This window comes from Streptomyces sp. NPDC050636, from assembly GCF_040654775.1.
GTDB lineage: Bacteria > Actinomycetota > Actinomycetes > Streptomycetales > Streptomycetaceae > Streptomyces.
This window is the reverse complement of sequence record NZ_JBFAIP010000104.1, coordinates 1-20,243: the sequence shown is the minus strand read 5'-3', so window position 1 is coordinate 20,243 and position 20,243 is coordinate 1. Positions and strand designations below refer to the sequence as shown.

Genomic DNA, 20,243 nt, shown 5'->3' with positions numbered 1-20,243 from the left:
TCCGCTTATCGACGTCGCCGGCCCCCGGGGGGGGGGGCCGGCGACGGGTTCTCGCGGCAGGGGCGGCTACCGGATCGGCATGCCCGAGAGGGTGTCTGTCTGGCCAACTGCAGCACTCAACGGGAAGCTGACTGAGCCTCTCCGGGCGCCGGGACCGGGATCAGTGGAGATCAGTGGAGATCAGCGGAACCAGACGACGAGTCGCACGTTGTCCACGCCGTGGAGTTCGCCGAGGGTTCGCATCACCCTCCAGACGGGTCCCCAGTGGGTTTCGTCTCCTGCGACACCGTCGCGGCGTCGGGCGCCGGAGCTGTCTGTCTCCTGCCAGTCGGCGGAGGCGAGCTCGGACCAGGTGATCCACGTTGTGCCGTGTACGTCGGCGGGTCCGCCGCAGGCGGCGTACTCGGTCCTCAGCCCCTCTGACGCATCACTTGGAAAGCCGCGGCCTTCGGCCAGGGGGCGGAAGCCGAAGGAGTTGCGGACGCCGAAGAGGCACGCAAGGGCGTCGTAGGCGTTGCCGTTGTTGAGCAGGAAGAGGTCGATGGCGGCAAGCCACGGAAGTGCTGTCCGTCCTCTCCGCCAACGCCGACGTCCCCACGCTGACCGCGGCCATCGACGCCGTGCTCGCGCAACGAGAAGATTTGCAGCAGCGCCGGAAGGCGCAGAACACGGGTGTCGATCGCCGCGCCGCCCGACCGCGGAAAGTGTCGTCTCACGTGGAAAGTGTCGTCCGACACGCCCCGTCGTTTGCCTCGGCTAAGGCATGGGGCTGAGGTCGCCTTCGAGGACGGTCTGGATGATCTGGGGCCGGTCCCAGAGGGCCAGGAGTTCGTTGGCGATGGCCACGATGGGCAGCGGGTCCTGGTTGCCGTGCACCTTGATGGCGGCGGCCGACAGGCTGCGTGGGACGGCTCCGGCGTCGAGGAGGACGCGCCAATCCTCCGGGCCGACCTCCAGGAACTCCAGGCCGGTGAGCTCGGCGATCTCCAGAGGGTCGGCGAGCGTGCCGGGGTAGGCGGCAAGGGTCCGCAGACGGGGCAGTTCGGTGACCGGGGCGAGGCTGAGCGGCGCACTGTCCCACACACCGATGGACAGCACCTCCAAGCCGGGGTGGGCGGCGGCCTCGACGCTCGGCAGGCTTCGGATGTTGACGTGGGCCACGGCGGGCGGCTGGTCTCCGCCTGAGCCGCCACGTCGCTTGCTGCGCTGGTTCATCACCAGGTCGGTGAGCGAGTCGGCGACCAGGGAGGCGCCAACGTTCCCCTCATGGCCGATCATGATGATCTGCCCTGTATGTCCACGCGGGCCGGGGGTCAGGTCCACCGCCAACCGGTCGCCACCGCCGTTGTCCCCGAAGGCGATCCAGCCGGGTGAGCCGACCAGGCCCTGCACCGCCGCGTCGGGCGGCGTGACGACCGCCTCCATCGCCGCGAACTCCCAATGACAGTGACGGGACGACGCGTCGGCGATGTACAGGTCGTCCAACGCGAAGAGCTCGCAGCCGACCGCCATGGATTCGCGTTCCGCCGCCTCGTAGTCGTCGCCCCAGTCCTCCCACCGCGCCCGTGTCACCTGGTAGAGCGCCTTGAGCTCGTCGGGCAGTGTGACGCCGAGGCGTGCTTCCGCAGCGGTGATCTCCGCCTCCGTCGCACCGATGGCGTCGGGCAACCGCTCACGCAGCGTCCGCTCCAGCAGATCCTGATCCGCCGAAGGGGCCGGCACCGCCCCGGGCACCGGATCGGGAAGTCGGCGCAAGGGCTCCGGAAGGGCGCCCTCGACCAGGATGAGCACCCCCGGGTCCGGGGTGCCGATGCCGGGCTCCACGGCGGGGCTGGGCCCGAGCAGGCGGAGCGCGGTCTTCCCGGTCGGCGAGATCTCCGCCGCGAACGAGATGTCGTCGACGCCGACGTCCGCGAGCGCGTGCTGCACCCGCTTCACCGCCTCGAACTCGTCCCGCATGTCTTCGACCTGGGCGGCCCGACCGGGCGACGGCAGCCGTCGCTGCAGGGGCAGACTCCAGCCGTGCCGCCCGATGCGTCCCGCCACGCGGACGGACGGAGAAGCCTGCCCCTCCGCGTCGCCGACCCGCAGGAGCCGTAGCACGGGCTCCCAGGTCGCGAAGTCGTGTATGGAGGGCAAGGGGGGCGTCTGATCAACCATGCGCAGACCGTACGCGGGGCCACTGACATCGAAGGCCGCCGGGCCCCGCGCGGCTACGGGCCAACAACGACACTCAGCGGGGCCGAATAGGGCCTTTCCGACCCTGCCCCATCGGACAGGTCCTAGGAGGCTCACGGGCCACCCATAGCGCTCAGTCGCACACGGGCAGCCGCCGACAACGCCTGCAGGCTCCCCAAGCGCGGGTTGCGCACCGCCCTCGCCGTCGCGGTGACCGGCGCTGCCCTCGCCCTCCCGGCCGGCACGGCGTTCGCCATGTCGACGGACTACGTCAAGGAGGTCAAGGTCGGTAACGGCGACACCATCAAGCTGGACAGCAAAACCGAAACCGCCGGCGTCGAGGACCCGAGCACGGCGTCGGGCCCGGCTGACGACGGCTGATCGTCCTGCCCCAGCGGCGGCTCCCGGCCCCATTCTCCAGCCGGGAGCCGCCTCGCCATGCGGCAGGCGGTGCGGCACACCGAATTGCGGCGGCCCCGGGCGCTGTTACAGGGTGAACAGGGCGCGGCTGGCGATGGTGGTGTCCTGGAGCGGTCTGAGCACCAGGCGTACCAAAGCCAGGGCATTGTCGTCACCGGCAATGCGGTTGGCGCTGAGTTCGCCGCAGGTCAGGCACCGGTGAATGAGCATCCATTCGCCGTCCTGCCGTGCCGACATGCTCAGTGCCTCCATACGGCCGTAGCAGTCCGAGGCGCGGTCGCCGGGGATGCGGCGGTCGACGTGACGGCTGGCCAGGCAGTGGGGGCAGTGATTGCGATGTGCGGTGCCTGGGGCGTTCAACGACACCTCCAGGCGGCAGTCCACGCACCGGAAGTCGCCGGCGCGGTGGCCGCCTTGCCCGTGCAGGACATCCTTGTGTCGCTGCGGACGCCGGGCCTGAGCGTGGCTTCGCGGGTGCTTGCGTCGTGGCATGGTCGTCTCCCTTCCGCGGGCCTCTGTCACAGGGCGCCGAACGCTTCGAGCGGGAACGGCGGCTGTGCCAGGGGGCGGACGGCCATGCGCATCAGGATGAGCTGGTTGTCGTCCGTGCAGACCGGGTTCGAGGTGAGTTCGTCGCAGCGCACGCAACGGTGGATGACCATCCAGTCACCGGTGCGCAGCACGGCGATGGCGATCGGGGCCATACGGCCGTGGCACTGGCTCGGACCACCCTCGACATGGTCGGTGACGTGCTGGGAGTGCAGGCACGACGGGCAGTGATTGCGGTGGATGCCGTCGGCGGCGAAAGTGGACACGGTCAGACCACACCGTGCACAGGCGAAGCTGTCGATCTTCAGGGTGTTGTGCGGGTTGTTCGGGCGAGTCTTGTTGGGGCTGGACACCCGGGTGCTCCTTGCTGAGGAATTTGCGATGACAGCAAGAGCCGGCCGAGCGGGCCTCGACACAGGCCGCGTGCGCCCTCCACGCCCCTATGACATGGGGTGAGGGCAGGCAGTGCGGTCGATCAGAGCACCGGAACGTGCGTCCGGTCGCCGCCTGGGAACGGCGGCAACAGCGACGGACGGTCGTGCGGTGCGAGGTGAGGCGCGCTCGGCGCAGGCTGGAACATAAAACACCCTTCCCAAGGGCCACATGGCCCGGTCGGCCACCCAGGTACGGGCCCAACGTATGGGCATCTTTGCGGCGTGAGCCACCGAATTTTCTCCGGTCGCTGTCGGATCCGGTCGCTGTCGGACTCGCCCGCTCTGCACTTCGGCCTTCTCACCGGGTGCAAGCCCAACAGAGGGGGCCCAATGCCATGCTCGCCGCGTGCGATGACTTGATGGCCTCAATGAGAAGTCACTCAGCACCGTACGTCGATGACAGGGCCTGCGGGGTCCGTCATCCAACGCGCCCGGGGTACCTTGCCGGCCGGTACCGGACCCTCGGTCGCTGCGGAGGAGGAGCGTACTGGCGCGGGTACAGGGCGCCGTAGACCTCTCGGCTCGTCTCGTAGTAGATGAGACCGGCGTCCGTTGGGGAGTAGTACTTCACATCCTGCTGGGTGTCGAGCCGTTCGCGGATCAAGGGTCGGCCGTTGACGCGTCGGTCGAGGAGCCCGGGCCAGACGTCGGGATCGAAAGACTCGTGCAGTTCGACCCCCTGCTCCGGCCGTTCCACCCGCCTTCCCGCACCCGACAAGGACACCAGCGCTCTCCACTGGCGGAAGGTCATCGCATCATCGAGGAAATCCGCGAGGAAGCCGGCGGCTGCCTGAGGCGCGGACTCGATGCGGTGATGCGTTTGCGCCAGCAGCGCCTCGGCGTTCCTTCGCTCCCGGTCGTTCTGCGCGTAAGCCGCCTCCGCGGTGTATCGCTCGCGTTCTTTGAGGAGCGCCCGGTAGTTGCCGATCTCCTGGTTCACCAGGCGGCACACAACACCGGCCGGGTGACCGATGAGAGCGGCCAGCGCGAGGAGGTCATCCTCGTCCGGGTCCACTACAGCAGGCATGCCGACTTCGTGGGCGCGCTTGAAAAGCGCGCCCAGGTGCTCGGTGGCCTGCTCCCGCCGTTGCACCGCGGACGGATGGGAGTGCAGGGCCAGAGTCACGGTGCGCAGGGACACGCCGAGCACCTCCGCGAGTCGTACCGGCACCGTTCCGCGTCCTCGCGACGGTAGCCATGCCTCCTGCTCGATCCTGCGGTAGGTGCTGCGGCTGATCCCGATCACTTCGGCCAGACGTGCTGCGGTCAGACCTCGCTGACGCCGCAGCAGTTCCAGGCTCAGAACGTCGACATCAGGCGATGGGGGGCACAGCGCACGGGCATCCGGATGACCGAGGGCACCCGCCAGCTCCGCCACACGGCGGGCTTCAGGGACGCGTTTCCCCTTCTCGTACGCGAGGATCGCGGCCTTGGACGTACCCACACGTGCCGCCAACCGGGCGGCGCTGAGCCCGGCTTGCTGCCGTAGGATCCGCAGCGCCGCGCCATCGAACGTGCCTGTGCCCCGCGCCACACTGCCTCCTGTATCGCCCATCCGGCTCAACCCGAGGGTACCGTTTAGGGTTATGTGTGCGAACTACCTGTCCCCGCAGTGAGAGTAAATTTGCGTTTTGCCTGGTCAGGGAATCGATTGGGTACCGCTTAGGGCTATAGGCGTTTGTGTAACCCCATACATCGATGCATTCTCTAGAAGAAGGCGGGACGGGCTTCCGTCCTCTAACGTCGCCGATGCACGGCGTACGCGGTGCATTCAAGCGCTGAAGCGCATATAGAGGAGAGGGGCCCGCGCCCCGGTGGCCACCAGACGCGCGAACCCCTCTTGGACCGCTTCAGATTCTGAGCGGCGGGTGTGGTGTCAGCCACACCCGCCGCCGCCGAACAGTGCCGGCAACACCACCTTGATGAGGAACATAAGCACCTCGAAGGCGGACTGCTGGAAGCGTTCACGCGTCCAGAACCTGGGGTCCTTCTCGTCGTCTCCGAGCGGGGACAGCGATCCGGACATGCGGTATCACCCCCTTTCCATCGGTAGGCCTTAAGGCGCCCACCGAGCCAGGAAGGTGACGGAACAAATCTTAGCGTGTTCGACGTACATCCCCGGGGCACTGCTGCCCTGGTGGTCGCGGCCGTACCAAACAGTTCCTCTATGAGGCGTAGCCGTCGCGGACCGCAGAGCGGCAAGCTCCAAGCCGCCCGCTCCTGCCCGCTGTTGGCTCGCCGCATCGCAGGGGAGCCGGCCAGCGGGGGCCCGAATCCGCCAGCCGCCGGGGCCGCATAGCGCGCATGCGCGACCGGCGGACCACGGAAACACCGCCGCAAATCTCCTCACTGCAAAGGTCGTTGACGATGACCGGACAGCCGGGCACGCCGCCTCCGCGCCTCGGGTCGGCGAGTGCCAGGTCATCGCAGAGCAGCCGACCGCGCGCCTGGACGAGCTCAGCCGATACCTGGACTACCCGGGAGCCGTTTGCCCCCTGACGCTCCGTGACACGCGGGGCAAATTCACCGGCCCGGACGCTGTGGAGGTGGCGTGACCTGCGGATACGTCACGGCTGGTAAGCGTGAGCCCGGTACTCGTGAGGCCGAGCGGCAGTGCACGAAGCGGCTGGGCACCGCGCCGGGTGCAATTCCTCTGCACGCCTGAGCAGGCGGCCGTGCACTTCTTCAGCGCACCTGAGCAGGCGGCCCGGCTACGCATACGATCCAGAGCCATGACCACGACCGGCGTTGCCTTGCCAACCACCGGGCAGGTCCGCAGACTCGCCGCGTTCGCCACCGGCCAGGTGCAGCAAGGCCATCAGCATGCTCTACGCCCGCCCGCTCCTGGGTGCCCTACGCAGTGAACTGGACGCCTACGAGTCGAAGAAAGGTTGTCGGACGACGTGGCCCGCACCGGATGACCGACGCTGTTGGGAAAGTCGAGGGCACACCCAGAGCAATTACGCGACGCTGGTTGTTCATTCGCCGTAGCCATAGGGGGAACAGGTCCTGTTCGGTCCGCAGGCCGGCCTCCGCGCTGACAGGGGGCGTTCACGGTTCTGGGTACGGTTCTGGGTACGGCCCTGGGCGACTACGGACGCAGCCAGCGACTGTGTGCCCAGCCTGATGGCTTCCGGGTAGTCCCTGCTGCCTACCGCGGCTTGACGGCAGCAGCTCGGCTGCGCCCCCGCCGCTGACCGACCGTCGGCACGGCAGAGGGCCCCGGCGGCCAACCATCCCGCCGGGGCCCTCCGCGGGCAGCTGTCAGAGTGCCCCGCCCAAACTCCAGGCGGAGCATGTCGTCAGGCGTGCGCTCGCAGCGCAGCAATCAGCCATTCGAAGGCCGGCGCCTGCGACGGGAACGGTGGCCGGCCATTGAGCACCCCCAGCAATTGCCAGTACCGCTCCACCCTGCGGTCGGTGAAGGTGGCCAACCGGTCGGCCAGCCGGGCGCGTTCCGCCGAGGGCAGATCCGGGTCGACGATCCGGTCCAGGATCTCCTTGCCCTCGGCCGACTCCGGGGCAACGCCCTCGCGCACGGCCCGACCGGCGTGCTCCGCGACCTGCGCCGGGTCGTGGCCCAGCGGCTCCTGCCCTGCCTGCGCACCGGCCACAGCCATCTCGCGTGCCCGTTTCCGAAATTCCTCATCGCCGACCAAGTCGGCCAGCTCAACCCAGGCGTCCACCTGCTCGGGGGTGGGGTCGGCGGGCAGTTCCGCCGGCATGGTGCGCATGGCCTGGGCAATATGGCCGCCGGGCGCGTTGGGGTCAACGCCGTCGAAGGTCTCGTGGACGAAGTCGTCGATGATCCGCTGCCGCTCGTCTGCGGACATCCGGGCCAGCTTGTGCATAAGTCTCATCTCCTCGGTCGTACTGCCATGTCGAGCGACCCGCTGCAGCACCGCGCGCCGCACCTGCAGCGTGCGGATCTCCGTGTCCAGCGCGCGCAGGTGCGCCCTGGCCACGTCGCGTACCGTCACCTGCCTGGCCAGCACCCGGCGCACCGTGTCCAAATCCAATCCCAGCTCACGCAGGGTGCGGACCAGGTCAAGGCGGGCGACGGCCTCGGTGTCGTAGAGCCGGTAGCCGCCCGCCGAGCGGCCGGTCGGCGCGACGACGCCGCTGTCGGACCAGAAGCGGATCGTGCGCACGGAAAGTCCGGTGCGGCGGGCGAGCCCGCCGATGGTCAACAACTCGGTGTGGTCGCTCACGAGAGCAATCCTCAACCCTCCAGCCGGTGGAGACTCAAGCCCCTTTCTCCGGACCCCGGCCGTACTCCGCGTGGGCCATGTCCTGCAGGGCATCGACGGGGTCTACTCCCCCACCACCCTGGGCATGGAACTGAAGATCGCGGAGGCGCTCCAGGAGTGCTGGGAGCAGTGGGAGCAGTCGCTCAAGCCGGTCATCGACCGCTGCGATCGAGCGCATCGATGGACCCCATCCCGCAGCCTGCCTCTTCAGCTGCATGACCTGGGCATTCACCTGTCACAGGGGCGCGCGCTCGGCCGGGTCCACCGGCCCTCAGTCGGGTCCACGGTGCAGCCCCGTCTCCCAGAAATCTCCCAAACCGCGATCAGCCGGTGTCATCGGTGTGGGGAGGCATGCCCCTCCCCTGGCCTCCATCAGCTCGGCAGCATACGGACCAGTGCATCGCGCAGACGGGTGCGCTCGGTGGTCATGAACCGGTGCAAGGTACGGGAGGCGAGGGCGACTCGTTGCGCGCTGCGGCGGCGCTCCGCGTCGTAGGCGTGCAGAGCGGACGGCAGGCCGCCCGCGCCGTGCTCGGCCACGGCCCGGGTCAGGGCCTCTGCGTCGAGGATCGCCGTGCATGCCCCCTGGCCCAGATTGGGTGTCAGGGCATGCGCCGCGTCTCCGACCAGTGCGACCTTCCCACTGTGGACGAAGGCGGGGAGTGCGGGGAACAGGTGCCGCATCTCGTAGCGGATCCAGGTGGCCGGGTCGGTCCCGTTGAGGATCCGCGGAATGGGATCGTGCCAGTCGGCGAAGTGATCGCGAAGCTGCTCGGCGGTGGTGGCTTCGGGCACGGTGGCGTACCAGTTGGTGCGGCCCGGCTCGACCGGGGTCATCCCGAAGAACCGGCCGCTGCCCCAGGTCTCGCCGTAGACGCCGCTCTCGAAGTCGGCGGTGCCGATCCAGGCGACCGTCCCTACGTACCGCGGGCCACTGCGCGCACCGAAGCACGCGCCGCGCACGGCACTGCGGATTCCGTCGGCGCCCACCACCAGGTCGTTGTCGCCCAGGAGCGCGTCCACATCGCAGATGTTCACACCGAGCTCTAGCGGTATGCCCAAAGCGTCCGACTCGGCCAGCAGAGCATCGATCAAGTGGGGGCGGGAGACCAGCAGTTCGGGCCGACCCGCCTTCCGCTCGATGCGCTCCAGCGGAAGGCTCGTCATCGTCTCCCCCCGCGGGGTACGAATCCGGGCGCCCCGGTAGGGCACGGCCCGAGTCCAGAGGGACTCGCCCACCCCGAGCCGGTCGAGGGCGGCCTGCGCGGTGGGATGGATGCCGAAGGCCGTGCCGTACCGCTCCAGCTCGCTGCGGCGTTCCACGATGGATACCGCCCAGCCGGCACGGCGCAGCCCGATCGCCGTAGCCAGGCCGGCCACTCCCGCTCCCACGACGACCGCCGTGCTGCTCATGCCGGCCTCCCGTCGCGGACGGCGGTGCGGTCGCGCTGCCACTCCGGGCGGTCCACGAAGTGGTCGTCGTGCAGCTCCTGGGAGTCGAGCAGCTCCTGGAGAGCGGCCTTCCCCGTGCGTACGCGGTCGAGCAGCCGGAAGTGCTCGAAGCACTCGATCCCCGGCGCGATGAGGATCAGCGGGTCTGCGCTCCAGCCGTCGGCGGCAAAGGCGTGCGGGGTCCGCGGCGCCACCGCGGCCACGTCACCCTCCTCCAAGGTCGCGATGTCCGCGCCGACGAGCACTCGTGCTCTGTCGCTCGACGACCCGCCCACCTTCTCCGCGTCCACGGCGCGGGCGATGACCGCCCCGGAGCCATTCGGAACGAACAGTGACATAGCGGTCCCCTGTCTCCTTCTCCGGCCCCATGGCGGGAGTTGTGGCCCGTCCGTGCGTGGTCTCGCGCAAGAGGAGTATGGCAGTCGCCGCCACCACAGCGGCGGTGACTCCGTGTACGCCATAAGTCGTGCCTTGGGAGCCGTCGTTGGCCACGACGACGAGCTTGCCGCCGGCCGGGATGACCGTGGCCGCCAGCAGTGTCCGGCACAGCGCGCGGCGGTACCACAGAGCGGTTACTTGGTTCTTCCAAGTCGACACTTGGAAAATCCAACTACTGTCGCTACGCTGCCACAGCATGATCACAAGCAGGGAAGACGGTTACGAGCTCTCCACAGACCCGGACCGTCTCGACGTCGACCTCGTACACCACTGGCTCTCGACTGATGCGTTCTGGGCGCTGGGACGGAGCCGGGAAACGGTCCAGCAGTCGGTGCGCGGCTCTCTCAACTTCGCCGTCTATAACGCCGCCGGTCCTCAAGTCGCTTACGCGCGTATCGTCACCGACTGGGCAACCTTCGCCTGGCTGTGCGACGTCTACGTCGCCCCTGCGCACCGCGGCAAAGGTCTCGGCACCTGGATGGCCGGCGCTGTTCGCGACCACCTTGCTCCCTACAAGCTCAAGCGCGTCCTGCTCTCCACCCTCGACGCTCACGAGCTCTACTCGAAGGTTGGCTTCGCCCCCTTGCCGAACCCCGAGAACCTGATGGTCTTGAACCCGGCGCAATGAATAGGCACGCCGCAGGGCTAACTGATCGATTTGTCATGCGGCTGAGCCGGCAGGCCGGCTCTGGTGCAGGGGTGAGACAGGACGGAAAGGGCGGGGGAATCCCGGTATGCGTGTTGTGATCTTGTGCGGTGGAGAGAGCCCGGAGCGAGACGTCTCGCTGGCCTCGGGCTGGTCGGTTGCCCGGGCTTTGCTTGAGCAGGGGAACGAGGTGGTGCTGGTCGACCCGGCCGCTGCGGTGCCGGTCTTGGCCGGGCCGCTGCAACCCGGTGATGTGGTCGACGGGTTCACGGTCCGGAAGGAGCCGCCGTCCCTCTCGGACCGGCATCAGTTGCGGTGGCGCATGCACGCCGCACTGACCGGCGGTCCGGTCCTGGAGCTGCTACGCGGCGCGGAGTTGGTGTTCCTGGGGCTGCACGGCGGTTGGGGCGAGGACGGGCATGTGCAGGCGCTGCTGGAGATGGCTGGCGTGCGGTTCACGGGTGCGGGCAGCGCCGCGTGTGCGGCGGCGTGGCACAAGGGGCGGGCGCAGGCGGTGCTGGGTGCGGCAGGTTTGCCGGTGACCGAGCGGGTGCTGTGGCGGGCTGGGGCGTGTGAGGTGCCGCAGGACGTGGAGCGGCTGGTGGCGGCTGGGCCGGTGGTGGCCAAGCCGGTTGCGGACGGTTCGAGTGTGTCGGTCTACCGGGTCGACTCGCTGCCGCAGCTGGCACAGGTTGCGGCCGAGGTGCACTCCGGTGATGTTGAGCTGCTGGTGGAGCCGTTCCTGTCGGGGCGGGAGTTCACCGTGGCCGTGGTCGGCGACCAGGTGCTCCCCGTGGTCGAGATCGAGCTGACGACGCCGCTGTTCGACTACACGGCCAAGTACCAGCCCGGGGCGGTCAGCGAAGTGTGTCCGGCGCGGGTCCCGGCCGACTTCGCGTCCCAGCTACAGGAGTTGGCCCTGCGCGCGCACCAGGCTCTGGGCTTCGGCAGTGATGCCTACTCGCGCACCGACTTCCGCTGCGATACCGGCGGCGAGCCGATGTGCCTCGAAGTGAACGCGCTCCCGGGCCTGACGGCGACGAGCCTGCTGCCGCTCGCAGCGACCGGGGCCGGCTGGACCTACCCCGACCTGATTCAGAGCATCGTGGACCTCGCGACGCGCTGAGCACGGGCGCCTCGAAGGTTGGTGTGAACTGATGGCCTTCCCCACCACGTTCATCTCACGAGCTCCTCGCCGTGCACGCCGACCTGCGGGGTCGGGCGCACCGGCGAATCACTCCAGGAGGAACATTCTGCGGGCTTCCCAGTCACGGAGCCGAATCTCTGTCCCCAGGGAGTCACTCCGCAGGCTGACGTGCGTTCCTCCTAGCGGTGGAGGGAAGGTCTGCCGTAGGCCGACGATCATTCACCGGAGATCGCGAAGACTGACGGGCATGACGACGACCAACCCCGAGCGCTGTGTGACGTTTCCGCAAGGCACGAAGCATCCCGTCCCGAGATGGGCGGACATCACCGCGCACGCGATCCCGCTTCTGCTGCTGCCACAGTGCCTGTGGCGCCTGCCCTACTCCTTCGACTTCCGCATGGGGATGATCGATCCAAACGCACCGGAGTGGGTGTGGTGGGCCGTCCCCTACGTGTTCGGACTCAGCATCGTCTCGGAGGCATTGGCGCTGCTCTCCTTCGGCCTGGTGCGAGGCTGGGGCGAGGTGGCGCCCCGCTGGCTGCCGGTCATCGGGGGAAGGCGCATTCCGCCCTTCGCAGCTATCGTCCCCGCCGCGCTCGGCGGCCTGGGCGCGACTGCCTTCTGGGCGCCCACGCTGCTGCACTGGCTCCACGTCCCCGGCTTCGACGGACTTGGGTTCTCCACCATCTGGTGGGAGATACTGGCGAAGGTCTGCATCACCCCAGGCATGTTGTGGGGCCCTCTGGTGCTGGCGCTGACCTACGCCTACTACGTACGCCGCTGCCGACCCACACGCTGACCGACGGTTGATCACACCCGCGGCAGGTTGCGGCAACACTGCCGCTCACTTCCTCCACATGGCGCAGCACCGCCAACCGGTGCCTCGCGCGCCTCGATAGCTCGCGTTCGGTCATCATGCAGGTCTCCTAGGGAAGAGAGACCCACCCGTCAACAAGGTCCGTCAGTTTTGGACCTAGCGCGCGGCGAGCCGCTCCATCAGGGCGGCGCTGCGCGCCAGCACCTCCCGCTCCTCGCCGGTGAGCTCGATCTCAATGGCCTGAGCGAGCCAGCCGGCCCTGCGCCCGCGCTCCGCATCGAGAGCGGCCCGTCCCGCAGGGGAGAGCTCGACCAGGGCTTTGCGGCCGTCCGTGGGGTGCGCCCGGCGGACGACCAGGCCCTGTTCCATGAGCAGTCCGACCGCACGGGCCATGGACTGGGGTCGTACGCGCTGATCCGCGGCGAGATCGCTGGTGGTCATGGCCCCGTCGCGATCAAGGGTGCCGAGCACGGAGACCTGGCCGTGCGGGATCCGATCCTCGTGCTTCACGCGCCGCGTGAGCTTACCCATCGCGGTACGCAGTTCGGTGGCGACGGCGGCGGGTTCCGGGGTGGGCATACGGCACTTTAACCGGTGACCACCAGCGAGACTGCGCACCCTGTCTGTACAGCTGAACTGAACAGCCGAACTGAACAGCTTAACTAAACAGCTGAACTGAACAGCATTGCTGTAGAGTTGGCGTTGTCGCGGCACGCGCCACCGTTGTCGCAGCAGGACCGCGGCGTGCGTCAACGCGAAGGACCTCCCATGGTTTCCACGGCAGTTGAGTCCACCGTCATTCAGTCCGTCACCGCCCGCAGGGTCCTCGACAGCCGGGGCAACCCCACTGTCGAGGCCGATGTCCTCCTCGTCGACGGGTCCCTGGGCCGCGCCGCAGTCCCGTCCGGCGCCTCGACCGGCGCACGGGAAGCCGTGGAGTTGCGTGACGGGGACCCCGGACGCTGGCACGGCAAGGGCGTCGACCGTGCGGTCGCCCACGTCAACGGCGACATCGCGTCAGCGGTCATGGGGCGCGACGCCGACGATCAGGCGGGCCTCGATGCCGCACTCGTCGCACTCGACGGAACGGCGGACAAGTCCCGCCTCGGCGCCAACGCACTTCTCGGCGTCTCCCTCGCCGCCGCCAAGGCCGCTGCGGCGGCCCACCGCCAGCCTCTCTACCGCTACCTCGGCGGCGTCGACGCCCGCCTCCTCCCGCTGCCGATGATGAACATCGTCAACGGCGGCGCCCACGCCGACAACCCGCTGGACTTCCAGGAGTTCATGATCGCTCCGGTGGGTGCGGAGACCTTCGCGGAAGCCGTCCGCATGGGTTCCGAGGTCTTCCACACGCTCCGTCGCGACCTGCTGTCCGCCGGGCACGCCACGGGCGTCGGCGACGAGGGTGGCTTCGCGCCCGCGCTGCGCACCGCTGAGGAGGCGCTCGACTTCGTGATGACCGCCATCGAGCGCACCGGCTACCGCCCCGGCACGGACATCGGCCTGGTCATGGACCCGGCGTCGTCGGAGTTCTTCCGCGACGGGGCGTACGACTACGCGGGCGAGGGGGTGCGCCGCACGCCCTCCGAGCACGCCGAATACCTGACCAAGCTGATCGACGCGTACCCGATCGTCTCCATCGAGGACCCGATGGCCGAGGACGACCTGGACGGCTGGCGGGAGCTGACCGCCCGCGTCGGCGACCGCTGCCAGCTCACCGGCGACGACGTCTTCTGCACCAACGAGGGTCTGCTGCGCGAGGGCATCCGCACCGGCGTCGGCAACTCCGTCCTGGTCAAGGTCAACCAGATCGGCACCCTGACCGAAGCCCTCGCCACGGTCGCCACCGCGCACCGTGCGGGCTGGACCGTCGTCATGTCGCACCGCTCCGGCGAGACGGAGGACACCACCATCGCGGACCTGGCGGTCGCGACGGGCTGCGGCCAGATCAAGACCGGATCGCTGTCCCGGTCCGACCGTACGGCGAAGTACAATCAACTCATCAGGATCGAAGAGGAGTTGGGCGCATCGGCGCGGTACGCGGGCGGAGCGGCACTGCACCGTTCCTGACGAACTGCAGTGCCTCTTCGACCAAGAGCCCTCGGTAACAGTGACATTCCACTGTCGATCAATAGCGTTGTGTCGTGTCCGACGCTCCGCTGCGCCGGCGGGTGACCGCGGCCACGAACAAGGGCGAGGCGTTCAACGGCTTCTCCCCGTGGATCGGCTTCGGCAAGGGTGCGGCCGGCGCGGTGCCGGCTCGTCGTTAAGGAAGCTGTCACCCGGTACTCGCGATTGCGACGCATGACCGCGATCACCAAGTCCCGGCCGCCGCGTCCGCGTTGCCGCTGGCGTGCGAGCTACAGGCTGCGGAGCCGTGCACCTCGGGTTTGGTTTCCGGGCCGGAGCCTCAGCCGTTGGCCAGGGTGCGGCCGAGGAGAGGGAGTAGGCGGTCCCAGTGAAGCTGCAGTGCGGCGGGGTTGAAGGCGTCGGTGTCGGACATGGTGAAGCCGTGGACGGTGCCGGGGTAGATCTCGGAGGTGTAGCCGACACCCGCGGCGTCCAGGGCCTGGTTGAGCTCGCCGAGGGCCTCGGGCGTCATGTCGGTTTCGGCGTGGCCGAGGTGGACCTGGGCGGTGAGCTTGGAGAGGAGGCGGTGCAGGCTGTCGGGCCCGTCGGCGCCCACCGGGCCGTGGAATCCGGCGACGGCGGCCACCTGGCCGGGGTGGGCCGCGGCGGTGCGCATCGCCAGGAGGCCGCCTATGCAGTAGCCGGTCACCGCGACCGGTCCGGCGCCGACCTCGGGCTGGGTGGTGAGGAACCTGAGGTAGGCGTCGGCGTCGCTCAGGACACGTTCGGCGGTGTGCGCCTCGATCAAGGGCATCAGCTGGGCGACGACCGCGGGCCGGGCCTCTTCTCCGATGTGCTCGGGAAGTTCGATCAGCGGTGCCGGGCCGTGCCGGTAGAAGAAGTTGGGGACGAGCACGTAGTACCCGTGCCCGGCCAGTTCGCAGGCCATCTCCCGCAGCACGGGCCGGATGCCGAAGGCGTCCGCGTACATCAGCACCCCTGGGTGCCGCTCGCCGTGGTCGGGGAAGGCGGCGAAGGCGTCGGCCTGGCCGTCCGTGGTGGGAATCTGCAACATCTTGGTGGGAATAGCGGATCTTCCTTCCTTGGAGTTCACCGAACTAACGTTTATGGCACTAACGTTTTCGGCGTGAGTGACCGTACATCGTTAGTCGCACTAACGCAATGAGTAGGATGGGCGCCATGACCAGAGCCGAAGCCGCGGACATGCCCGACGACGGCGCGCGCAAGACGCCCGACAGGCTGCGTCGACAGGCGAGCCGACTGTTGTCGCAGCTGACCGTGCGGTCGGACCGGCTGATCAACGAGGGGCTGGCCCAGGTCGACGCCCGCAAGTGGCACTACGCCGTGCTCGCCTCACTGCAGGAGTACGGGCCGGGCAGCCAGGCGACGCTGAGCCGGCGCACCGGCATCTACCGCAGCGACATGGTCGGCGTGCTCAACGAACTGGCCGAGCGTGACCTCGTCGAGCGGGTGCCGGATCCCGACGACCGGCGCCGCAACATCATCACGATCTCCGCCCGAGGCCGCCGTCGCCTACCCCGCCTCGACAGGGTCCTGGACGACCTCCACGACGAACTGCTCGCGCCGCTGAGTCCGGCCGAACGCGACCAGCTCGTGCAGTTGCTCACCCGCTTGCTGGACCACCACACCCAGACCTCCTGACCCCGCATAGTGGCATCCGACATCAACGTTGCCCGGGGCGCTGTTTCATAGGTGGTCGCTCGTGAAACAGACGGCCGCCCAGCGGCCCACCTGCGGCGATCGTGTTTCATGAGTTGGTGCAAACGGCTGGGCGCCTGAAACACCCTCATGAAACGCTGCAAGCTGTCTTCGGTGACCCAGCCCCTTCTTGGGCTGCTGGTCAGAGTTGACCGCTGATCCGTTGAGCCAGCCCCTCGAAGAGCTCTTGAAGACTGGCTGCGGCAAGGTCGAACTGACCGAACCACGAGGCGGTGGAGGACCTCCAAACCCGACCAGAGCCCGCCAATGCGAACAGATGGCCGCCGCCGTCACTGGCAAACACCAGACCAGGCTCTTCCCCGTCGATCTGGATGGACCCGTACTCGCGGAAGTGGCTTGCGACCGTTGAGGACGAATGGATGAAGAAACCGCTGTCCACATCGGGCAGGGAAACCTCTTCGATCACCCAGTACATCGTGGTCAGGTCCGAGGGTATCGGCGTCAGTTCCACGAGCGTGCCCGTCGCCTTGTGACTCTCCTCCGTTGCGAGCGCGACGACGTTCCTGCCGGGCGGGAAGCCGTGCCGCACCTGGAACGACTGCATGAGTTCCGTGAGTGCCGCATCCGCCTGCTCGCACCAGACCCGGACCCACTCGGCATCAAGCCGTTCATCAGCCACGATCGACCTCTTCAGCCCCCAGGGGACTCGCCATCCGCGAGCCCGGAAGAACATACCGGAGCTCCGTGAGTCCCAGTGATCACTGGCCCCTTGGAATCGATCCCAGGGAGGAGATGCCCAGGGGCTGCATCCACGGCACTCCACGGGGCCATCCCCACGGGTGCGGGGACCGGTCCTCGAAGGGGACGGTTCACCCCACGCGTCGCCTGACACGATCTGCTGAGCCCGATACACGTATCATGATCGTCGAATCGAGCATCTGGCGCGATTCACAGCCTTCGCCGACACTGACACTCGGCACGACACCCCACCGGACGGGCCCAACAGCATCGTCTCCACGGCTATGTCGGCATAGCTGAGCCTCGCCGACGTCTGGGCCACGGCATCACCCCCCGACGTTATGGCTGGCCCAGCCGCATCCAAGAGTTCGTCGACGCCGGCCTGACCGTGTGACCCATCACAGCCCGACCACCGCTTACGGCCGTAGAACACCAAGGAACCTCATGCCCCCCTCAACACCGCAGCCGCACAACAAGATCGCTGCCAATCTCCCTCGTCCTGCGAAGCCCGACTACAGCAACGTCTTCATCGAACCGGTCTACAGGAACAACTTCCTCGAAGCCGACCTGGAAGACGATCTCGACGTGCCTGCCACCCCCCGCGCCGAATACTGACGATCTTGGGCCCGGAGCGGCATCTGGCATCGAGGGCGAGGTGGCGTGTGTGCGGGAGCTGGTCACCGATGCCGCTCTGTTCATAAGGCTCGTCAACGATGTCGGGACCCGGCTGCTCGAACAGTGACCGGAAGAGCGCTGGCTGCTGCTGTCCAGCCTGCGGGCCGCGGCTGCAGCCTCGCCCGGGACCGACCACCTGGCGGGAGACTGCTGTGGCAGGCACAAGCGGAGGTGGCCCATGCACCTGGCACCTCGCTCCGCGCTCTTCTCTCAGGGCATGCGGGACGCAATACGGCGTCGTGATGGGAGAGCTGGCGTCGAGGTGGCGCAGCTGCCGGACGACGAGGCACGCCGTGAGGTGATGGCGCTCGTGGAGGTCACGAGGATGGATCCGCGGGCCTGGCCCGAGGTCCGCGATATCGGATGGGCAGGGTGCCCAGGAGTCGGCCGACGTGGTGCCGTGATGGAGCAATGTGCCCGCAGCCGAACGGCGTTGACCTGGCCTGGGTGGCGCTGCATGCGGCGAGGGAGTCTGCGAGCCGGCGCGTTCGGGCGGTCCATGTCGTCGCAAACGATCTCCCGAAATTCTCCCATGGCCATCTCCCGGCAGCGTTGGTCGTCGAGAGCAGCCCCACCCTCGAAGGGTGGGGCTGCTTCCTCCGGTTGGTCTACGCGTTCCCTAGTGCGGTAATGCCCTACCGGATCGGCATGCCCGAGAGGGTGCGGGCGATGACCAGGCGCTGGATCTCGCTAGTGCCCTCGAAGATGGTGTAGATCGCGGCGTCGCGGTGCATCCGCTCGACCGGGTATTCGCGGGTGAAGCCGTTGCCTCCGAGGATCTGTACGGCCTGTGCGGTGACCTTCTTGGCGACCTCGCTCGCGAAGAGCTTCGACATGGAGCCCTCGGCGGAGGTGAAGGGCTTGCCGGTGGTCGCCATCCAGGAGGCGCGCCAGACCAGCAGGCGGGCGGCGTCGACCTGGGTGCGCATATCGGCCAGTTGGAACGCGACGCCCTGGTTGTCGATGATCGGGCGGCCGAACTGGGAGCGCGTCCTGGCGTACTCCAGCGCCTCTTCGTACGCGGCACGGGCGGTGCCGACCGCCATCGCGCCGACGGCCGGCCGGGACGCCTCGAAGGTGGCCATGGCCGCGTTCTTGACGCGCTCGCCGCCATTTCTGGCCCGCTCGCGGGCGCGGGCCAGGCGCTCATCGAGCTTCTCCTTGCCGCCGAGGAGGCAGTGCCCGGGGACGCGGACGTTTTCGAGGACGACCTCGGCGGTGTGCGAGGCGCGGATGCCGTGCTTCTTGAACTTCTGCCCCTGGGAAAGGCCGGGGGTGTCCGGGGGAATGATGAAGGAGGCGTGGCCCTTGGAACCGGCATCGGGGTCGACGACCGCGACGACGACATGGACATTGGCGATACCGCCGTTCGTCGCCCAGGTCTTGGTGCCGTTGAGCACCCATTCGTCCTTGGCCTCGTCGTACACCGCACGGGTGCGCATCGCCGAGACATCCGAGCCGGCGTCCGGTTCCGAGGAGCAGAAGGCGGCGACCTTGACGTCGTTGGCGTCGCCGTACATCTGCGGCACCCAGGTGCCTATCTGCTCCTCGGTGCCGTTGGCGAGCACGCCTACGGCGGCGAGGCCGGTACCCACGATCGACAGGCCGATGCCGGCGTCACCCCAGAACAGCTCCTCCATGGCCATGGGGATGCCGAGGCCGGTCGGGTCGAAGAACTGCTGGGCGTAGAAGTCGAGGGAGTACAGGCCGATCTTGGCGGCTTCCTGGATGACGGGCCAAGGGGTCTCCTCGCGCTCGTCCCACTCGGCGGCGGCGGGGCGCATGACGTCCGCGGCGAAGCCGTGAATCCAGTCACGGACTTCCTTCTGCTCGTCATTGAGCTCCATGGTGAACTCGGCCATGTCCCCTCCAGCGCTGCATTCCATTACGATGTTACTTGCGGTAACCCGAGTCTGTTACTCGCCAGTAAGGATGTCAACTCCCCGGGGGTTCGATTTCACCGTGGAGCGCGGGTGTTACGTTGCGCGAGCGCCACGGACACAAGGGTGGGGAGCACGACCATGGACAACACAGAGCACAGCGGTCGCCAGCAGACGGCGACCGAACGTCGGCGGCGGGAGCTTTTGGAAGCCGCGGAACGGATTGTGCTGCGCGACGGCCCGGAAGCGTCGATGAACGCGATCGCCGCCGAGGCCGGCATCACCAAGCCGATCCTCTACCGGCACTTCGGGGACAAGGGTGGGCTGTACCGGGCCCTGGCCGTACGGCACACGGACGCCCTGCTGGACAATCTGCGGGTCGCACTGGACGCGCCGGTGCTGCGCCGCGACCGCGTCGAGGCCACCCTCGACGCGTATCTGGTCGCGATCGAGACCCGACCGCAGGTGTACCGGTTCCTGATGCACCCGGCAGAGCAGGGAAACCACGACAACACCGACAACGCCGACAACGCTGTCGAGTCGGGCTTCGACGTCGGACGGCACTCCGCCCCGCTGCTGCGCCGGCTCGGCGAGGAGCTGGCCAAGGTGATCGCCGACCGACTCGATCTGGGCCCGGGCGGCGAGGAGCGTGCGCGCGTATGGGGACACGGGATAGTCGGCATGATGCACGCGGCCGGCGACTGGTGGCTGCGTGAACGCCCGTGCTCACGCGAGCAGTTGGTACAGCACCTGACGGATCTGTTGTGGGGCCAGCTGGCCACCGTCAAGGATCTGGCGAGCGGGCCCGGCTTCTGAGCCGGACGGTACGAGCCGGCCGCTGAGCGGCC

The 20,243-nt window shown here is 68.3% G+C and carries 21 protein-coding genes; 9 read left to right on the top strand and 12 right to left on the bottom strand.

What is annotated here, in order from left to right; all coding sequences use genetic code 11:
• Nucleotides 1-756 precede the first annotated feature (756 nt).
• On the bottom strand, nt 757-2,160 hold the full coding sequence (locus AB0I10_RS35370; RefSeq protein WP_363156817.1) for an SMI1/KNR4 family protein: 1,404 nt from the start codon (nt 2,158-2,160) through the stop codon (nt 757-759).
• A 204-nt stretch (nt 2,161-2,364) separates the two neighbouring features.
• Here AB0I10_RS35370 and AB0I10_RS35365 point away from each other — a divergent pair, with 204 nt between their 5' ends.
• The gene (locus AB0I10_RS35365; protein ID WP_363156816.1) at nt 2,365-2,559 is read left to right on the top strand and encodes a hypothetical protein; all 195 of its coding nucleotides are present in this window, start codon (nt 2,365-2,367) and stop codon (nt 2,557-2,559) included.
• 105 nt (nt 2,560-2,664) lie between these two features.
• Here AB0I10_RS35365 and AB0I10_RS35360 read toward each other — a convergent pair whose 3' ends face one another.
• The 7 genes from AB0I10_RS35360 to AB0I10_RS35330 all read right to left on the bottom strand — a co-directional run bounded on the left by AB0I10_RS35360 (nt 2,665) and on the right by AB0I10_RS35330 (nt 9,621).
• Nucleotides 2,665-3,090 carry an RNHCP domain-containing protein gene (locus AB0I10_RS35360; RefSeq protein WP_363156815.1) on the bottom strand — a complete coding sequence of 142 codons (426 nt, stop codon included), beginning with the start codon at nt 3,088-3,090 and terminating at the stop codon, nt 2,665-2,667.
• A gap of 26 nt (nt 3,091-3,116) precedes the next feature.
• On the bottom strand, nt 3,117-3,500 hold the full coding sequence (locus AB0I10_RS35355) for an RNHCP domain-containing protein (protein WP_363156814.1): 384 nt from the start codon (nt 3,498-3,500) through the stop codon (nt 3,117-3,119).
• Between the two features lie 499 nt (nt 3,501-3,999).
• Nucleotides 4,000-5,136 carry a helix-turn-helix transcriptional regulator gene (locus tag AB0I10_RS35350; RefSeq protein ID WP_363156813.1) on the bottom strand — a complete coding sequence of 379 codons (1,137 nt, stop codon included), beginning with the start codon at nt 5,134-5,136 and terminating at the stop codon, nt 4,000-4,002.
• Between the two features lie 321 nt (nt 5,137-5,457).
• On the bottom strand, nt 5,458-5,607 hold the full coding sequence (locus AB0I10_RS35345; RefSeq protein ID WP_363156812.1) for a hypothetical protein: 150 nt from the start codon (nt 5,605-5,607) through the stop codon (nt 5,458-5,460).
• Nucleotides 5,608-6,883: 1,276 nt separating this feature from the next.
• Nucleotides 6,884-7,792 (bottom strand): MerR family transcriptional regulator, encoded by a 909-nt coding sequence (locus tag AB0I10_RS35340; RefSeq protein WP_363156811.1) that lies wholly within the window; start codon nt 7,790-7,792, stop codon nt 6,884-6,886.
• Nucleotides 7,793-8,203: 411 nt separating this feature from the next.
• Nucleotides 8,204-9,244 carry an NAD(P)/FAD-dependent oxidoreductase gene (locus AB0I10_RS35335; protein WP_363156810.1) on the bottom strand — a complete coding sequence of 347 codons (1,041 nt, stop codon included), beginning with the start codon at nt 9,242-9,244 and terminating at the stop codon, nt 8,204-8,206.
• Entirely contained in the window at nt 9,241-9,621 is a 381-nt protein-coding gene (locus AB0I10_RS35330) for a hypothetical protein (RefSeq protein WP_363156809.1), read from the bottom strand. Before AB0I10_RS35330 ends, AB0I10_RS35335 begins: the two co-directional genes overlap by 4 nt.
• Nucleotides 9,622-9,917: 296 nt before the next feature.
• Between AB0I10_RS35330 and AB0I10_RS35325 the strand changes: the two genes are divergently transcribed.
• The 3 genes from AB0I10_RS35325 to AB0I10_RS35315 all read left to right on the top strand — a co-directional run bounded on the left by AB0I10_RS35325 (nt 9,918) and on the right by AB0I10_RS35315 (nt 12,313).
• Nucleotides 9,918-10,349 (top strand): GNAT family N-acetyltransferase, encoded by a 432-nt coding sequence (locus AB0I10_RS35325; protein WP_363156808.1) that lies wholly within the window; start codon nt 9,918-9,920, stop codon nt 10,347-10,349.
• A gap of 106 nt (nt 10,350-10,455) precedes the next feature.
• A complete protein-coding gene (locus AB0I10_RS35320; protein WP_363156807.1) occupies nt 10,456-11,493 on the top strand; it encodes a D-alanine--D-alanine ligase in 1,038 nt (345 codons plus the stop codon).
• Between the two features lie 268 nt (nt 11,494-11,761).
• Nucleotides 11,762-12,313: a hypothetical protein gene (locus AB0I10_RS35315; protein ID WP_363156806.1), complete on the top strand. Its 552-nt coding sequence runs from the start codon at nt 11,762-11,764 to the stop codon at nt 12,311-12,313.
• Between the two features lie 174 nt (nt 12,314-12,487).
• Here the strand turns inward: AB0I10_RS35315 and AB0I10_RS35310 are convergent, their stop codons facing one another.
• Nucleotides 12,488-12,910, bottom strand: coding sequence for a MarR family transcriptional regulator (locus tag AB0I10_RS35310; protein WP_363156805.1), 423 nt, complete (start codon nt 12,908-12,910; stop codon nt 12,488-12,490).
• 189 nt (nt 12,911-13,099) lie between these two features.
• On the opposite strand from AB0I10_RS35310, the gene eno reads away from it, so the two are divergent.
• Both eno and AB0I10_RS35300 read left to right on the top strand, forming a co-directional pair.
• Nucleotides 13,100-14,401 carry a phosphopyruvate hydratase gene (gene eno / locus AB0I10_RS35305; RefSeq protein ID WP_363156804.1) on the top strand — a complete coding sequence of 434 codons (1,302 nt, stop codon included), beginning with the start codon at nt 13,100-13,102 and terminating at the stop codon, nt 14,399-14,401.
• A gap of 74 nt (nt 14,402-14,475) precedes the next feature.
• The gene (locus tag AB0I10_RS35300; RefSeq protein WP_363156803.1) at nt 14,476-14,601 is read left to right on the top strand and encodes a Tn3 family transposase; all 126 of its coding nucleotides are present in this window, start codon (nt 14,476-14,478) and stop codon (nt 14,599-14,601) included.
• Nucleotides 14,602-14,741: 140 nt separating this feature from the next.
• Here the strand turns inward: AB0I10_RS35300 and AB0I10_RS35295 are convergent, their stop codons facing one another.
• Nucleotides 14,742-15,488 carry a dienelactone hydrolase family protein gene (locus AB0I10_RS35295; RefSeq protein ID WP_363156818.1) on the bottom strand — a complete coding sequence of 249 codons (747 nt, stop codon included), beginning with the start codon at nt 15,486-15,488 and terminating at the stop codon, nt 14,742-14,744.
• A gap of 113 nt (nt 15,489-15,601) precedes the next feature.
• Between AB0I10_RS35295 and AB0I10_RS35290 the strand changes: the two genes are divergently transcribed.
• Nucleotides 15,602-16,084: a MarR family transcriptional regulator gene (locus tag AB0I10_RS35290; protein WP_363156802.1), complete on the top strand. Its 483-nt coding sequence runs from the start codon at nt 15,602-15,604 to the stop codon at nt 16,082-16,084.
• Between the two features lie 199 nt (nt 16,085-16,283).
• Here AB0I10_RS35290 and AB0I10_RS35285 read toward each other — a convergent pair whose 3' ends face one another.
• A complete protein-coding gene (locus AB0I10_RS35285) occupies nt 16,284-16,781 on the bottom strand; it encodes a hypothetical protein (RefSeq protein WP_363156801.1) in 498 nt (165 codons plus the stop codon).
• Nucleotides 16,782-17,284: 503 nt separating this feature from the next.
• Between AB0I10_RS35285 and AB0I10_RS35280 the strand changes: the two genes are divergently transcribed.
• Nucleotides 17,285-17,455 (top strand): hypothetical protein, encoded by a 171-nt coding sequence (locus AB0I10_RS35280; RefSeq protein WP_363156800.1) that lies wholly within the window; start codon nt 17,285-17,287, stop codon nt 17,453-17,455.
• Nucleotides 17,456-18,150: 695 nt separating this feature from the next.
• Here the strand turns inward: AB0I10_RS35280 and AB0I10_RS35275 are convergent.
• Nucleotides 18,151-19,377 carry an acyl-CoA dehydrogenase family protein gene (locus AB0I10_RS35275; RefSeq protein ID WP_363156799.1) on the bottom strand — a complete coding sequence of 409 codons (1,227 nt, stop codon included), beginning with the start codon at nt 19,375-19,377 and terminating at the stop codon, nt 18,151-18,153.
• A gap of 159 nt (nt 19,378-19,536) precedes the next feature.
• Between AB0I10_RS35275 and AB0I10_RS35270 the strand changes: the two genes are divergently transcribed.
• The gene (locus AB0I10_RS35270; RefSeq protein WP_363156798.1) at nt 19,537-20,211 is read left to right on the top strand and encodes a TetR family transcriptional regulator; all 675 of its coding nucleotides are present in this window, start codon (nt 19,537-19,539) and stop codon (nt 20,209-20,211) included.
• The last annotated feature ends 32 nt before the right edge of the window (nt 20,212-20,243 follow it).

Coding starts and splice junctions, on each gene's coding strand:
- AB0I10_RS35290 (WP_363156802.1), top strand. CDS start 15,602: ATGACCAGAGCCGAAGCCGCGGACATGCCCGACGACGGCGCGCGCAAG.
- AB0I10_RS35350 (WP_363156813.1), bottom strand. CDS start 5,136: ATGGGCGATACAGGAGGCAGTGTGGCGCGGGGCACAGGCACGTTCGAT.
- AB0I10_RS35325 (WP_363156808.1), top strand. CDS start 9,918: ATGATCACAAGCAGGGAAGACGGTTACGAGCTCTCCACAGACCCGGAC.
- AB0I10_RS35345 (WP_363156812.1), bottom strand. CDS start 5,607: ATGTCCGGATCGCTGTCCCCGCTCGGAGACGACGAGAAGGACCCCAGG.
- AB0I10_RS35320 (WP_363156807.1), top strand. CDS start 10,456: ATGCGTGTTGTGATCTTGTGCGGTGGAGAGAGCCCGGAGCGAGACGTC.
- AB0I10_RS35370 (WP_363156817.1), bottom strand. CDS start 2,160: ATGGTTGATCAGACGCCCCCCTTGCCCTCCATACACGACTTCGCGACC.
- eno (WP_363156804.1), top strand. CDS start 13,100: ATGGTTTCCACGGCAGTTGAGTCCACCGTCATTCAGTCCGTCACCGCC.
- AB0I10_RS35270 (WP_363156798.1), top strand. CDS start 19,537: ATGGACAACACAGAGCACAGCGGTCGCCAGCAGACGGCGACCGAACGT.
- AB0I10_RS35275 (WP_363156799.1), bottom strand. CDS start 19,377: ATGGCCGAGTTCACCATGGAGCTCAATGACGAGCAGAAGGAAGTCCGT.
- AB0I10_RS35310 (WP_363156805.1), bottom strand. CDS start 12,910: ATGCCCACCCCGGAACCCGCCGCCGTCGCCACCGAACTGCGTACCGCG.
- AB0I10_RS35280 (WP_363156800.1), top strand. CDS start 17,285: ATGCCCCCCTCAACACCGCAGCCGCACAACAAGATCGCTGCCAATCTC.
- AB0I10_RS35330 (WP_363156809.1), bottom strand. CDS start 9,621: ATGTCACTGTTCGTTCCGAATGGCTCCGGGGCGGTCATCGCCCGCGCC.
- AB0I10_RS35315 (WP_363156806.1), top strand. CDS start 11,762: ATGACGACGACCAACCCCGAGCGCTGTGTGACGTTTCCGCAAGGCACG.
- AB0I10_RS35360 (WP_363156815.1), bottom strand. CDS start 3,090: ATGCCACGACGCAAGCACCCGCGAAGCCACGCTCAGGCCCGGCGTCCG.
- AB0I10_RS35335 (WP_363156810.1), bottom strand. CDS start 9,244: ATGAGCAGCACGGCGGTCGTCGTGGGAGCGGGAGTGGCCGGCCTGGCT.